At 37.2% G+C, this 15,565-nt stretch carries 13 protein-coding genes; all 13 read right to left on the reverse strand.

Features of this window, described 5'->3' with window-relative positions; genetic code table 11:
* Nucleotides 1-464 precede the first annotated feature (464 nt).
* Entirely contained in the window at nt 465-1,967 is a 1,503-nt protein-coding gene (lysS, locus tag H626_RS0102865) for a lysine--tRNA ligase (RefSeq protein ID WP_027107997.1), read from the reverse strand.
* A 16-nt stretch (nt 1,968-1,983) separates the two neighbouring features.
* Nucleotides 1,984-2,148, reverse strand: coding sequence for a hypothetical protein (locus tag H626_RS11415; RefSeq protein WP_156883226.1), 165 nt, complete (start codon nt 2,146-2,148; stop codon nt 1,984-1,986).
* Nucleotides 2,149-2,507: 359 nt separating this feature from the next.
* Nucleotides 2,508-3,455: a cysteine synthase A gene (gene cysK, locus H626_RS0102875; protein WP_027107998.1), complete on the reverse strand. Its 948-nt coding sequence runs from the start codon at nt 3,453-3,455 to the stop codon at nt 2,508-2,510.
* A gap of 162 nt (nt 3,456-3,617) precedes the next feature.
* Entirely contained in the window at nt 3,618-4,496 is an 879-nt protein-coding gene (gene hslO / locus H626_RS0102880; RefSeq protein ID WP_027107999.1) for an Hsp33 family molecular chaperone HslO, read from the reverse strand.
* Between the two features lie 84 nt (nt 4,497-4,580).
* On the reverse strand, nt 4,581-6,779 hold the full coding sequence (gene ftsH / locus H626_RS0102885; RefSeq protein ID WP_027108000.1) for an ATP-dependent zinc metalloprotease FtsH: 2,199 nt from the start codon (nt 6,777-6,779) through the stop codon (nt 4,581-4,583).
* Between the two features lie 87 nt (nt 6,780-6,866).
* Nucleotides 6,867-7,409, reverse strand: coding sequence for a hypoxanthine phosphoribosyltransferase (gene hpt / locus H626_RS0102890; RefSeq protein ID WP_027108001.1), 543 nt, complete (start codon nt 7,407-7,409; stop codon nt 6,867-6,869).
* A gap of 15 nt (nt 7,410-7,424) precedes the next feature.
* A complete protein-coding gene (gene tilS, locus H626_RS0102895) occupies nt 7,425-8,840 on the reverse strand; it encodes a tRNA lysidine(34) synthetase TilS (RefSeq protein WP_027108002.1) in 1,416 nt (471 codons plus the stop codon).
* A gap of 109 nt (nt 8,841-8,949) precedes the next feature.
* The gene (locus H626_RS0102900) at nt 8,950-9,423 is read right to left on the reverse strand and encodes a S1 domain-containing RNA-binding protein (protein WP_027108003.1); all 474 of its coding nucleotides are present in this window, start codon (nt 9,421-9,423) and stop codon (nt 8,950-8,952) included.
* A gap of 105 nt (nt 9,424-9,528) precedes the next feature.
* On the reverse strand, nt 9,529-9,948 hold the full coding sequence (locus H626_RS0102905; protein WP_035618420.1) for an FtsB family cell division protein: 420 nt from the start codon (nt 9,946-9,948) through the stop codon (nt 9,529-9,531).
* 94 nt (nt 9,949-10,042) lie between these two features.
* Nucleotides 10,043-10,309, reverse strand: coding sequence for an RNA-binding S4 domain-containing protein (locus H626_RS0102910; RefSeq protein WP_027108005.1), 267 nt, complete (start codon nt 10,307-10,309; stop codon nt 10,043-10,045).
* Nucleotides 10,309-11,370, reverse strand: coding sequence for a MazG nucleotide pyrophosphohydrolase domain-containing protein (locus tag H626_RS0102915; protein WP_027108006.1), 1,062 nt, complete (start codon nt 11,368-11,370; stop codon nt 10,309-10,311). The genes H626_RS0102910 and H626_RS0102915 overlap by 1 nt, the downstream gene beginning before the upstream one ends.
* 55 nt (nt 11,371-11,425) lie before the next feature.
* Entirely contained in the window at nt 11,426-14,899 is a 3,474-nt protein-coding gene (mfd, locus tag H626_RS0102920) for a transcription-repair coupling factor (protein WP_051237794.1), read from the reverse strand.
* A 79-nt stretch (nt 14,900-14,978) separates the two neighbouring features.
* Nucleotides 14,979-15,539: an aminoacyl-tRNA hydrolase gene (gene pth / locus H626_RS0102925; RefSeq protein ID WP_027108008.1), complete on the reverse strand. Its 561-nt coding sequence runs from the start codon at nt 15,537-15,539 to the stop codon at nt 14,979-14,981.
* Between the last annotated feature and the right edge of the window lie 26 nt (nt 15,540-15,565).

Below are 15,565 nucleotides of genomic sequence, written 5' to 3' on the forward strand. Positions count from 1 at the left end.
CTTCCCACAAGCACGTTTCATCTTCATAGATGACGGCATAACTTTTCCCCATAGAAACATCTAAAGCTAGTACATAAGTCATATTATTCCTCGCTTTCTTTTGTATTGAAAGACCATCACTGCTTCATTTCGTGTCTTATTTCCTGTACTCGGACTCATGGTCCCACATACTTAAACCTGATTTAGAAATGACAGTGAGGGAGCTCAGTTTTTGTTTCGGACTCATAGTCCCTGAGGCTTCAGTCGAGCTTCCTTTCACCCTTACTATACCTCTATAAAAGAAAAATAGTAGGTAAAAACCACCGTCGTGGTCTTTACCTACTAATCTTAGTATGTTTTCTTTTCGTATTTCAATGAAAGTATCGTGCATCCTTTTTCAAGACAAATTTCCTTGTGGATATATACAGTCTTTTCATTATCTGATTCATGGATTATAACAAGTCACACAATCAATGCTCTATTTCTTATTGTAACGGACGCATAGTAGGAAATAATAAAACATCGCGAATAGATTGAGAATCTGTTAAAAGCATAACAAACCGATCGATTCCTATTCCTAAACCACCCGTTGGAGGCATTCCATATTCTAATGCTTCAATGAAGTCTTCATCAATTTGCTGCGCTTCATCATTACCTTGTGCACGTTCTTGCATTTGTTGTTCGAATCGTTGTCTTTGATCGATTGGATCATTCAATTCACTAAAGGCATTCGCATATTCATTGCGAGCAATAAACAGTTCAAAACGATCTGTAAAGCGTGGATCATCTTCACTTTTCTTTGCTAAAGGAGAAATTTCAACCGGGTGTCCATAAATAAATGTTGGCTGAATTAATTTATCTTCAACATAGTATTCAAAGAACTCATTCACAACATGGCCAAATGTGCTATATTTTTCCATGTCTATATTGTGTTCTGTTGCTAATTTCCGTGCTTCTTCATCTGACATTTCTTTTCTGAAATCAATGCCGACATATTCTTTGATTGCATCTACCATATGCACGCGATCCCATGATGATGAAATATCAATTACGTCATCACCGTAACGAATTTTGCCTGTCCCCATAACTTTTTCTGTCACAGAGCGAATAAGATCTTCAGTCAAATCCATTACGTCATTCATATCATGATACGCAGTATACAATTCCATCATTGTAAACTCTGGATTATGCGTCGTATCAATTCCTTCATTTCTAAATACTCGTCCAATTTCATAAACTTTTTCTAGTCCACCTACAATTAATCGCTTCAAGTGGAGTTCAATTGCAATACGTAAATATAATTCCATATCTAGCGCATTATGATGTGTAATAAATGGACGTGCAGCTGCCCCACCAGCAATATTATGCAAGAGTGGTGTTTCTACCTCCAAATAATCTTTTTCGTTTAAATATGTTCTGATTTCTTGAATGATTTGGCTCCGCTTGACAAATGTATCAAAACTTTCATCATTACTAATTAAATCCAAGTAACGTTGACGATAACGTTGTTCTACATTTGTTAGGCCGTGGTATTTATCCGGTAATGGGCGTAAAGCTTTAGTGAGAAAAGTCATTTTTTCCGCTTTAATTGAGACTTCGCCTGTGTTTGTTTTCATAACTGGGCCTTCTATTCCTACAAAGTCACCTAAATCAGCTGATTTAAATACTTCATACATTTCATCGCCCACAGTATCTTTGCGTACATAAATTTGTATACGCCCCTTGCGATCTTTGAGATGAGCAAAACCAGCTTTTCCCTTACCACGCTTAGTTACTATTCTTCCTGCAACGATCGCTCTCTCTTCTTTTTCAGCAATCTCTTCCTTGGTAAATTCATCAAATTTATCATGTAACTGTTGAGACAAATCGGTTCTTTCAAATCTGCCGCCGAAAGGATCGATCCCCTTATTTCTCAAATCTTCCATTTTTTCACGACGTACAATAAGTTGATCATTTAAATTTTCTACTGGTGTATGCTCTTGAGTCATTCTCTGTTCTCCATTCTTAGTTAATTTTTTCACTTCTTTTTATAGCAATCAATTTTTCTTTTGATTGTTTTGCGAAATCATCCATGATCTTCGTCGTATCTATCAGACTAGTCGTTCCATCCATTCTCTTTGCAACTTTCGAATTCGTTTCAAACAACACTTTACTTGTATTAAATACCATCTTATCTGCTGACTGATCCTATTTTTGAAGTTATCCTATTATTCATAACGGTTCAAGATTCAGTATAGTCTTAACTTTCCAAAAAGAAATTGTGGAAAACTCACTACCATCTTATCCATCGCCGTTTAGCGATCTTTTTTGCTCAAACTTTTGCAACAGCTAAAGTAATTTCTACTACATACGTATCTTTCATTTTACCATATCCTTTTTACTCTATAAAGACTATTTTGTCAACCTTCTTATTTTCTTGAGGTGTTTTTGCTTTTTTAGAGACTACACTATAGACAATCAGAACAATAAAAAAGGAGACCGGAGTCCCCTTTTAACTATTCGATGATATTGTTTCCTTTTATGTTTTTTTACTCTTCGGAAAATAGTGGAGTAGATAAATAACGTTCCCCATTATCTGGAGCGATGGTCACTGTTTTGCTATTTCGGCCTAATCTTTCTGCTATTTTAATGGCTGCTGCAACGTTTGCTCCTGCAGAAATACCCACCAACAAACCTTCTTCTTTTGCTAAGCGTCTTGCCATTTTCAAAGCTTCATCACTTGTAATTGTAATCACTTCGTCATAAATAGAAGTGTCTAAAACATCTGGAATAAATCCTGCCCCAATACCTTGGATTTTATGCTTCCCTTTTTCTTTTCCACTCAAAACAGCAGATTCTGCTGGTTCAACTGCGATAATTTTAGTTTCAGGATTATTCTGACGCATTACCTTTCCTACTCCTGTAATTGTCCCACCTGTTCCAACGCTTGCCACAAATGCATCCGGGGCTTCTCCATTCAAAGCATCTAATATTTCTGGTCCTGTTGTTGCTACATGCACAGCAGGATTGGCTAGATTTTCAAATTGTCTTGCCATAAAATATCCAGGTTGAGACGCTATTTCTTCAGCACGAGCACCCGCTCCGTTCATCCCTTCAGATCCTGGAGTCAATTCTAATTTAGCCCCATACGCTTTCATTAGATTGCGTCTTTCAGTACTCATGGTATCAGGCATAACAAAAATGGCTTTGTATCCTTTAGCTGCCGCGACCATTGCTAAACCTACCCCAGTATTTCCGCTGGTAGCTTCAACGATTGTATCCCCAGGATTTAATTTCCCTTCTTGTTCAGCTACTTCGATCATATTTAATGCAACACGGTCTTTGATACTGCCTCCAACGTTAAATGATTCTATTTTGACGTATATTTCGCCAGCATTAGCTGGAACAACATTTCGTAAACGAAGTAATGGTGTTTCTCCAATTAATTGAGCTACAGAATCTACTACACGCAAATTATTTTTTCTAGTATCTACCACTTTTTATTCCCCTTTCAGTACTTACCACATTTCAAGTTTAGTTTTTTCTTATTTCTATTGCAAGCAATATCCATTCTCAGTCGTTTTCAAGTCTCGCAAATAAAGATCCTATGCCATTAAGAACAGGCATAGGATCTAACATATCATTTTGCGCTAATTGAACTATCTACTTTGTTTTTTTATTTGTTCAAGTTCCTCTTCATCAAAATGATATTTTTCACCACAAAAATGACAGACAGCTTCTGCTCCTTGATCTTTTTCAATCATTTCGTTTATATCTGCATCAGGTAATGTCACCAACGCTTCTGCAAATCTCTCTTTGGAGCATCCGCAATGGAATTGAACAGGAAGTGTTTCCAATATCTTAGAATTCCCTTTTCCTACTAGTCTATCAAGAATTTCTTCTGGTTTTTCTCCACTATCCATTAGTTTTGATACCAGTGGGATGGATTGTAATCTTTCTTCTAATTCATCAATAGTGCTTTCCTCTGCTCCGGGCATAACTTGAATCATGAATCCTCCTGCTGATTTTACGGTTTCGTCAGGATTCACCAATACACTGACGCCGACAGCAGACGGAGTCTGTTCTGAAGTTGCCATATAGTACGTGAAGTCTTCACCAATTTCACCACTGACCAGCGGTACTTGTCCGGAAAAGGGTTCTTTCATTCCTAGGTCTTTCGTCACTGTTAGTGAACCTTCTGTCCCAACAGCGCCTTTAACGTCAATTTTCCCTTGATCGTTTAGGGGTAAACTCACATGCGGATTCACGATGTACCCTTTCACCTGACCTTTGCCATTACTGTCAACGACAATATACCCAACAGGTCCGTTCCCTGTTAATCGAACAGTTAATTTTTCGTCTCCCTTGAGCATGGCACCTAACATAATGCTTCCAATCATTGTTCTTCCTAAAGCTGCCGTAGAAGCACTCCATGTATCGTGCCGTTCTTGTGCTTCCCTAATTGTTTCTGTTGCATCTAAAACATAAATACGTAATTGTCCCTCATACGCAACACTTTTTATTAAATAATCTGACATCCAAAGCATCCTCCCATTTCGTTTATCCTATAAAAAACAAGGAAGGGTCAAGACACGGTGTCTCGACCCTTAACCTTTACCTTCTTACTTCAAAGAATCTTCGTCGTTGTCTTGTTTTGATTCTTGATCTGATTCTTTATCGCTATTTTCTTCTTCCTCAGAATGTTCGTAAAATTCTTCTCCACCCTCAATACCTAAATCCTCTTTCACTTTTTTAACTGGATTGGATTCATCGGTATCGTCACGTGATTCATCAAATTTTCGTTCGCGCTCTTTTTCTTTTTCTTCTCGTGACTGTTTGACTTCATCAAAAGAGGTTCCCACCTTTTTAGCTTCTTCTTCACGAGGAAATTCTCTTTTTTTATAGTCTTCAGCTGTTGGCATCTTGCCATCTTCGAATAGAGTCTTGATTTGTCTTTCATCAAGTGTTTCTACTTCTAAGAGTTTTTCGGCAATTAATTTATGTTGTTCTTTATGCTCTTCTAAAATTCGTCTTGCTTCATCATGTGCTTCGTTTAAGATGCTCAATACTTCTTGGTCAATCTGGAACGCAAACTGTTCGGAATAAGCTTTGGATTGAGAGTAATCTCTTCCAAGGAACACTTGTCCCCCACCTTCATATTGAACAGGGCCGAGTTTCTCGCTCATTCCGTATTCAGTAACCATACTACGTGCCAATTGAGTAGCTTGTTGGAAGTCATTGCTTGCTCCACTTGATTGAGAATCAAATACCATTTCTTCAGCAACACGACCACCTAACAGTCCCACAATTTGTTCAAACATTTCTTTTTTCGTCATCAAGAAACGATCTTCTCTAGGCAACATGATTGCATAACCGCCCGCACGACCTCTTGGAACGATCGTAACTTTATGAACGATTCGTGCATCATTTAATACCATTCCGACTATCGTATGTCCTGCTTCATGATAGGCAACCATTGAGCGCTCGGTTTCGCTGATCACGCGGTCTTTTTTCGCTGGTCCAGCAATAACACGATCATGAGCTTCGTCTAAATCGACTTCTTCAATCACCTTATTATTTCTTCTAGCCGCAACTAAAGCTGATTCATTTAGCAAGTTTTCTAAATCTGCTCCCGTAAACCCTGGAGTTTGTCTCGCAATAACTTTTAAGTCTACATCATCAGATAATGGTTTGTTTTTAGCATGAACACGTAAAATAGCTTCCCGACCTTTAACATCTGGTCTACCCACCATAACTCTACGGTCAAAACGACCTGGACGTAATAAAGCAGGGTCTAATACGTCTGAACGGTTAGTAGCAGCAATGACGATAACTCCTTCATTTCCTGTAAAGCCATCCATTTCAACTAACAATTGGTTAAGGGTTTGTTCGCGTTCATCGTGTCCACCACCCATTCCGGCTCCACGCTGGCGACCAACCGCATCAATTTCATCAATAAATATAATAGATGGAGAATTTTTCTTCGCATTTTCAAACAGATCACGTACTCTACTAGCTCCTACCCCAACAAACATTTCCACAAATTCCGAACCTGAAATTGAGAAGAATGGTACTCCTGCTTCTCCAGCTACAGCTTTTGCAAGCAATGTTTTCCCTGTTCCGGGTGGTCCCTCTAATAAGACACCTGCGGGAATGCGGGCACCAAGATTAACAAATCTTCTTGGTTCTTTTAAGAATTCTACAATTTCTACCAATTCTTCTTTTTCTTCGTCAGCACCGGCTACATCTGAAAAACGTACTTTGCTCGTTTTTACATCTGCTTCTTTGGCTTTAGACTTGCCGAAATTCATAACACCTCGGCCGCCACCACCACCGGCTCCACCTTGTCCTGCTTGACCCATCATAAAGTAGATGAATCCAACAAAAAGTAATAAAGGCAAGAATGAAATGAGTAATGATCCCCAAATACTTCCTTGATCTTCAGGTACAGAGGTAATATCCACACCTTGTTCTTCGGCTAATCGATTGATTTCACTTACTACAGAATCATTTTGAAGAATTGCTGCTGTGAATTGATTTGTTTCACTTTCAACTGTACCAAATATACTAATATTTTCTTCAGTCTCTACTTGGATTTCTTCTCCATCACGATACTCGCCTGTAATAACATAAACTCCAGCTTCTGGCTGAATAGTAAATGTTTTGATTCGGTCTTCTTCTAAATGTTGAACAAACTCGCTAGAAGAAATTCCTTTAGCTTGTTCGGTATTATTCCCACCGGTTGCCCACGAAGCAATTCCGATGATGGCAATAAAAACGATCACATAGAAGAGGCCATTTTTGAAAAATCCTTTTTTCATGTCTGTCCTCCTGTAATTTCTCTGGTATTTTTAAATAGCATAAATAAAACAAAATTCAGTATACCATATTTGACCTTGCTTGACTATTTATTTATCTTGATAAATTTCTGTCTTGAGTACCCCTACATAGGGCAAATTTCTGTAGTTTTCAATATAATCAAGACCATATCCGACTACAAATTTGTGCGGCACATTAAAGCCAACCCAGTCAGCTTCCATTTTGATCACTCTACCGCTTGGCTTGTCCAAAAGTGTCACGATTTTCACAGAAGCTGCTTTTCTATATTCAAACATCTTCTTTAAATAATCTAATGTTCTACCAGTATCTATGATGTCCTCCACAAATAGAACATGCCGACCCTCTACATTCGTGTCTAAATCTTTAAGGATCTTCACTTCCCCAGATGACTCCAATTCTGTGCCATAACTAGAAACGTCCATGAAATCAATTTCTAGGTAAATCTCCATTCTTTTAATCAAATCAGCCATAAAAGGCAATCCACCTTTTAAAACACCTACCAATAGTGGGTTTTTATCTTTATATTCTTCAGTTAATATTGCTCCTAATTCAACAACTTTAGCTTGAATCTCTTCTTCCGAAATCAAAATTTCTTTTATATCATTATGCATGTCAATTTCTCCTTTTTAAGAGTCACTCCGTTTAGCTTCATAATGGAGTATGTAGTGTATTGTATCAGTTTCTGGCTGAATAGACAACGCTGATTCTTTGATTCCCGCTACCCAAAGTATAATCCCATTTTTGTCCGTTACTATTGGGACTCTTTCCCTTTTTTCCACAGGTATCTTTTTATCAATAAATATTTTTTTTACTTTTTTTGTGCCCGTCTCTTTCCCTTTTAAAGACATGCGATCACCAGTCCGTCTATTTCGGACTGTTAATGGCAAAATGATATCTTCGGGATTCACATAAATACTGTGAGAAAATGGAGAAGCAGGTAACATAGACTCTTCTGAAGAGTAAAGGCCCATTTTCCCTCCATTTGGTAAGGAAATTGTTTCGTCAAGATTGAGCGTCATCTCATAATTTTCAACTTTTTTTCCATATCCAATAGCTGCTGTATGTTTTTTGAAATAAGCCCATTCATAAGACTTTTGAATAATTAAACTCCCTGGAAAATCAACTTGACTATTAGGACCACTTTGAATAAGCCATCGTCTAATTTGTTCAATTTGACTTGATTTAAATGTTCGATTTTCTCTTTTATAATAATCATTCAATAAATATAATAAAATTTGCCTCTGCAAGGCAGGTGAATGTTTTTCAAACCGTGGAAGAAGCAGCTTTTCTTGACCGTTTTCCACTGCGTGACATTCTTCCAAAGCTTCCTTAACAATAGGAGAAACGAGCTCCAACACATCTTGTAGATCTTGTGCAAATTGAACGATGTGTTCTTCCACGTTCGGATTTTCCTGTTTAATTAGCGGGATAATTGTATTTCGATAACGATTTCGGGTATAACTTCCACTGATGTTCGTTTCGTCTTCAAAATACATTAATTCTTGATGATTCGCATACTCATACAACTCTTCTTTTGTGTAATTTAATAATGGGCGAATGAGTTTGCCTCTATTAAAAGATCGAATTCTATTTATTCCAGTTAAACGATTAAACTGACCACCTCTTACAAAGCGCATTAAGATTGTTTCTACTTGGTCAGCGCGATGATGAGCAGTTACCAAAAATTGAGCGTTCGTTTGAAGCATGATCTCCTCAAAAAAATCATAGCGAAAAGCTCGAGCGGCTTCTTCCATGCCTGCTTGTGGGTGTTTTTTTTTAGACCATTTCTTTGAATAAAAAGGGACATCTCTTTTTTTACACCATAAGCTTAATTCGGCTTCTTCCTTTGCCGAAATTGGACGCAATTGGTGATTAATATGCGCAACAACAACCTGTGGCCTTAGATTTTGAGGCAAATTTAAAATCAAAGAGAGTAAACTCATCGAATCTACCCCACCCGACACAGCTACAACGAGATTGGTCTCTGTATTCCAACTTTGATCTCTTTTACATTCTTGATTGAATTTTTCCTGTAACTGCATGAGCTTTCCCTCATTTCATCCGCTTCTTTATTAATGATTTAATAAAAAAAAAGGGACTCAGACTGACCGAGACCCCTTTAAAATTGATTGTTTACTTTACAGTAAAGCTTTAGTCGCGACGACCTCCACGACCTCCACGTTTATTTTCGGTGCTTCTTTTTAAGGACGTAAGACGATCTTCACTATCCTTTAAGAAAGAACTCATCAATGAGTCAAAATCCTCTTTTTTATTTCCTCCACTGCTTCGATTACCTTGTGAAGGGCGGCTAGCTGGACGATAACTACTTCCAGATTTCCCGCGATCAGTAGTGGTTGCTCTCGGTTTAGATGGAGCAGCTTCAGCTGGTTTGTCTTCGGCTTTACGTATAGACAACCCGATTTTCCCATCATCCCCTATACTTAATACTTTAACGGTGATAACTTGACCGACTTCTAATTCTTCGTTTATATCTTTGATATAGCGATCAGATACTTCACTAATGTGAACAAGCCCTGTTTTACCTTCTCCTAAATCAACAAATGCACCAAAATTTGTAATCCCAGTAATTTTACCTTCTACTTTATTTCCAATTTCAATTGACATATTAACTAGTTTTCCTCCCAAAAAAAATATAGATTAAGTATACCACGCATCTCTAGATTAGAAAAGACTACTTAGTTAATTTCGTGTATCTTATCAAACACCCTCTTATTCAGCCTTTTCTTTCGCTTCTTGAGTCACTTCAACAAATTCAGCTGTTTTATCATCTGGGAAACTAAAAACTATTTCGTTTTCTTTTGTCATGTAATATTCACTTCTTGCTAATTTAACAATGTAGTCTTCATCTTCTAATAGGTTCGCATAATAATCTAAATCATCTTGATACTGTTTGACAGAAGCAAGTTCGATTTTTGCTTCTCCTTTTTCAGTTGTTAACTCATCTACTTTGTTGTTATTGTCTAGAATTTTACTTGCTAGAAAGATAATAAAGAAAAAACCGATAGAAAAAATGAAAAGCGCTCTTTTTTGAACTGTACGTTTTATTTTACGTTGTCTATGCGCTTGAAGAGTTTTCTCTTTGATAAACTCATTATCTAAGCGGATGATTTCCGCTATTCTTTCTTTCATCAATCTTTATCACCCTTCCCTTGAAAACATAGTCTCATTATAGCAATATTAAACAACGTTTGTCTAACAACTTCTTCGATTTTTCACAATAATTTTAATCGCTTTCATTCGCATAGGATTCATCAAGAATAGTATACAACTCTTTCACTTCTTCTTTTTTTGTCGAATCCTTTATTTTTTCAACTTTTACTGTAATTGTTTTATTCCCAAATTTGATTTTGATTTCATCATTTTCTTTTATATTTGTAGAAGATTTCGCTGTGATACCATTCACTTCAATGCGTCCTTTGTCTGCTATTTCTTTTGCTACAGTCCTTCTCTTTATGATCCTGGAGACCTTTAAAAATTTATCTAATCTCATTATTGCTTCTCCTTCCTTTCTTTTCGTTTGATTTCTTGCCACAATTTATCAACTTCTTCGGGGGTAGTAGCTGTGATACCGTCAAAGACATGTGGATGCCGTCTTTTTAATTTGTTGTTTAGAGTTTCTATTATATCTTCCATAAAAAAGTATCCTGTTTTTTCTCCGATTGAAGCGTGATAAAGTACTTGCATTAATATATCGCCCAATTCTTCTATCATGTTTTCAATATCCTCAGATTCTACAGCTTCTTTAAACTCCTGAGTCTCTTCCAGTAGGTAGGGCACTAATGATGTGTGACTCTGTTGCCGAATCCATGCATCCCCATTTTCTCCAGTGATTTTATCCATATTATCTTGGAGCATAGAGAAACTTTTAGTTCTTTTCTCCATTGGAAGAGGCGGAATATACAGGGACAGAAGATTGTATATGCCCTCTAGTCTATCTAGTTCGTAAAGAGGAATCCAGCGAACAGTTTCCTTTTTCCCTCCTGCTTCATTTACTAGTGCAACTAAAAAATCATCTGGATAAATTTCCATTAAAGATAGTTTTACTTCGCTTGCAATATAATCATTAAAAACTTGCATGATGACAATTTGCTGACTAGAATTGATTTCATCAGGATTTAAGTCAAATGAATCAAGCAGTTGAAACCCGTCAATTGGGTCTTTTTTTACTGCTTGAAATAAATCATCCAGAAAGCTCTTTCCTCCTAAAATATTAACTTTCACATCATTCGGTTGGGATAAAAGTAGCTGCACCGTTTTTTCAGCAACCATCGGATGGCCCGGGACAGCATAAACAATATCTTCTGTCTTAGTACGTTCCAGTAGATCTTCTACGATTGCTTGGTAAACTTTGTCAAAGTCTTTTTCTTCTGCTTCATAAAATGAATCATAGAAATGAAAGTGAACACCTTCATTCTCCAGTTCTTCTACAGCCGGATGCAATTTTGTTCGTGCAAAAAGTTTTTTGTCTGTTTCTTTGAGTAATCGGTATACATTCAAAGGCATTTGATCTAAGTTGCTCGGACCCAGACCTATTATTGTGATTTCATTCATTTTTTAAATCCTTTCACTATTTTTTCCCAAAAGGCAATCGGATTCGCTCTCTTAGCTATTCTTTACTTCCCATTTCCTTATCCACTTGGAACTGACTGATATTTTTTGAAAATATGAGGAGATAATCCATCCAACTCGCAGATTCCATCTGTGGTCGGATTTTTAAGATAACCGATAGTTGTTTATTATCCGTATTCATATCTACTTTCAAGGGAATGTCTTGTAAAGCTTTAAACACTTCTTGAAGAGGTAATTGGCTGGTTCCTACTTCCGAGAATTTCACGAACAACGATCGTTCAGTCCGTTTGATTGTTTCAATCAAAGCTTGCTCGCTGTACATTTTTAGTAACCCTATATTTAATAAATCCGTTACTTCTTGAGGATAATCTCCAAAACGATCAACTAAATCTTCTTGGATTTCCCAGTATTCTTCTTCGGAACTGAATTCCCTAATTCTCTTATAAATTTCAATTTTTTGTCTTTCGTCTTCAATATAATTGCTCGGAATATACGCATCTAATCCTAAATCGATTTCAACTGTCGTTTTTTCTTTTGGATTATCGCCTTTTTTACGAGCGACAGCCTCAGACAACATTTGCGAGTATAAATCAAACCCAACAGAATCGATAAATCCATGTTGTTGTTTCCCCAACAAATTTCCTGCACCACGTATGGACAAGTCTCTCATAGCAATTTTGAAGCCCGATCCTAGTTCCGTAAAGTCTTTGATAGCTTGCAACCTTTTTTCGCTTACTTCAGTTAACACTTTACTCGGTTGATACATAAAATACGCATAAGCAACACGATTACTACGTCCTACTCTTCCACGCAACTGGTAAAGTTGCGAAAGCCCCATATAATCAGCATCTTCTACTAAGAGTGTATTCACATTGGGCATGTCCACACCCGTTTCAATGATGGTGGTGGTAACAAGTATATCGTATTCACCTTGAACAAATTCGAAAAGCACATTCTCTAATTGTCCCTCACTCATTTGGCCATGGGCATAAGCGATACGCGCCTCAGGAATCAATTGTTGGAGTTCATCTACTCTTTTTTCAATTGTGGCAACACGATTATAGAGATAAAACACCTGCCCGTTTCGAGCAATTTCACGCTCAATTGCTTCACGAATAGCACCTGCGTTCATTTCCATTACATAAGTTTGAACAGGATATCGGTTAGCTGGTGGGGTTTCGATAACTGAAAGATCTCTTACCCCTAACATAGACATGTGCAGCGTCCTTGGTATAGGAGTAGCGGTCAGTGTCAATACGTCCACTTCTTCTTTTAGTTGCTTCAATCTCTCTTTGTGTTTTACTCCAAATCGCTGTTCTTCATCTACAATGAGCAACCCCAGGTTTTGAAATTTAACATCCTTTGATAAGACGCGATGTGTACCTACTACAATATCCACATAACCTTTTTCTATTCCTTTAAGGGTTTCAGTTTGCTGTTTACGGGTTCGAAAACGACTTAGCAATCCTATCCCTACAGGAAAGTCCTGAAACCTTTCTAACATTGTTTCGTAATGTTGTTGAGCGAGAACAGTTGTTGGAACCAGAAAAGCAACTTGCTTTTGATCTTGTATTGCTTTAAAAGCAGCTCGCATAGCCACTTCTGTTTTACCATATCCAACATCCCCTACGATCAGTCTATCCATAGGTTTTGCTTTTTCCATATCTCTTTTTACTTCTTCAATACTACGTAGTTGATCTTCTGTTTCTCTATATGGGAAAGCTTCTTCAAATTCTTGCTGATAACCGTTATCTTTTGAAAACCCATATCCGACTTCTTGCTCTCTGATTGCATAAAGCTCAATTAATTCATCGGCAATATCTTCGACGCGACTTTCAACCTTGCGTTTAGTTTTAGCCCATTCTGTACCACCTAATTTGTTGATACGTGGAGTTTTCCCTTCAGAAGCCACATATTTCTGGAGTAAATCCAATTGAGTTACGGGTATGAATAATTTAGAATCATTTTTATAGACTATAGAGAGATAATCTTGGTGTACCCCATCCACTTCTAATGTTTCCATACCCGTATACCGACCGATACCATGGTGGATATGCACAACAAAATCGCCCGCTTTTAATTCAGAATAACTCTTTAGCCTTTCGGCATTGGACAGATTTGTCCTTCTGACCTTCTTTTTCTTTACTCGATTAAACAATTCTTTTTCTGTTATAACAGCTAATTTTTCTTCTGGAAGCTCGAATCCCGTTTGTATTGTACTTGGTATAACTTGTATTTCTCTTTCTTTGATGTCTCCATTTTTCGAAAGCTGTGCTTCCATTTCAAAATCCTTTAATGTTTGTTGTACCTTTTCGGCTCTTTCATCATCAACAGTCATAACAACGACTGTATAGTTTTGCTTTTTCCAACGATCCATTTCTGTTTTCAACAAATGCATTTGGCCAAAAAATTGTTGCATTGCTCTAAACTGAAAAGGATGAATGGAGTCAAACCGTAAATTCCCCATGCCTTTTTGAAAAATTGCAAAGTAAATCAGATTCTGATTTACTTTTTTAATTTCAGTACGAAAATCATTTGAAAAAATTTGGGTGGAAAGAATTCTTCGATCTTGAAGTCGGCTGGCAACCCACTCGGATTCTTCTTCTTCCAATCGTCTATTTGTTTCTATTATACGCGGGTATTCATCTATCAATACAATGGAATCTTCACTTAAGTAATCCACAATAGACGAGTATTCCGGATAGATAAAATCGACAAACAGACCTAAATCGTCATGCATCTCTCCTTCCTGCATCAAACGGATCATTTCATTCATATATTGAGAGAGCATTTTTTTTTCTTCATCTGTTTTTATTTTTTTTAATTCTTTGGCTAAGCTTTTTTCTAAGTTGAGTGCTGCGTTTTTCAATAACGATGGCGAATAAATTTGCTCAGAAGCTGGAACAATAGTTATTTCTTCAATGTTTCTTATTGAACGTTGTTTTTCTGCATCAAAAAAGCGTAATGAATCAACTTCTGTATCAAATAATTCAATACGAACAGGGTTTTCTTCCGTTAAAGGATAAATATCGATAATTCCACCGCGGATGCTGAACTCTCCAGGGGAAGCTACTATTTGTTCTCTGGCGTATCCCATCTCAACTAAGTGAGTCAAAAGATCGTGTGGTTCTACTTCTCCACCTATTCTGATTTTTAATTGAGCATCTTCAAACAAAGTTTTGGGTGGTAAAATTTTTCGTAAACCAGCAACAGGTGTAACCACAATTCCTGGTTGATTGTTTATGATGAAATTGAGTGTCTCCACTCTTTCTGCACGGGCTTCCGGAGAGGCAAATGCCATTTCAGCATGGATCATTTCATCAACGGGAAATAATTTGACTTTTTCTTCTGGAAGAAGCCCCATCAAATCTTCGACTAACTGATTCGCATGAAACAAATTTTGAGTAACAACCACAATTTGTTTCTCTTTTCGTTCTACTAGTGAGGCCATAAATACAGTACGAGCAGACCCAGATAGTCCCGTGATCAATTGAGTAGTAGCTTGATCCATATTGTCAACAATTTTTTGGACTTGAGGCAATTGTCCAATGTATTCTGTTATAGTTCCCACAGTCCTCCTCCTTTCCTCGTTAATTAAACTTCGTCATTGTGTCCACAAAACTATGTTGATCTATCCAGTAAGTTAAGGCTTCCGCACTTTGCTTAACAGAACTTAACATCTCGTCATGCGTATTTTTCAAAAAGGGGCTCAATACATGTGAAACTACCGATTGATTCGTTAGCGGGCGTCCGATCCCTATACGAATACGGTTAAAGTTTTGCGTTCCAATGTGCTGAATCACACTTTTTATGCCATTGTGTCCACCCGCGCTCCCTTTTTGTCTTAGCCGTATTTTACCTGTTGGAAGATCCATATCATCATATATAATGACTAAATCGCTCACTTCAATATCAAAATAATCCATCAAAGAACGAACGGCTCTTCCTGAGTCATTCATAAAGGTCTGTGGTTTAACGATTATTACTTTTTCATTTCCAATAAATCCTTCTCCGTAAACTGATTCAAATTTCGTCTTATTTAGACCGATTCCATGTTGATGAACAAACTCGTCTATTGTGATAAATCCAATATTGTGTTTTGTTTCTCGATACTTAGCACCTGGATTTCCTAGTCCAACAATCATTTTCACCATATATATACCCCTTTAGTTTTTCT

Origin of the sequence: Lacticigenium naphthae DSM 19658 (assembly GCF_000425865.1) — a bacterium.
GTDB lineage: Bacteria > Bacillota > Bacilli > Lactobacillales > Carnobacteriaceae_A > Lacticigenium > Lacticigenium naphthae.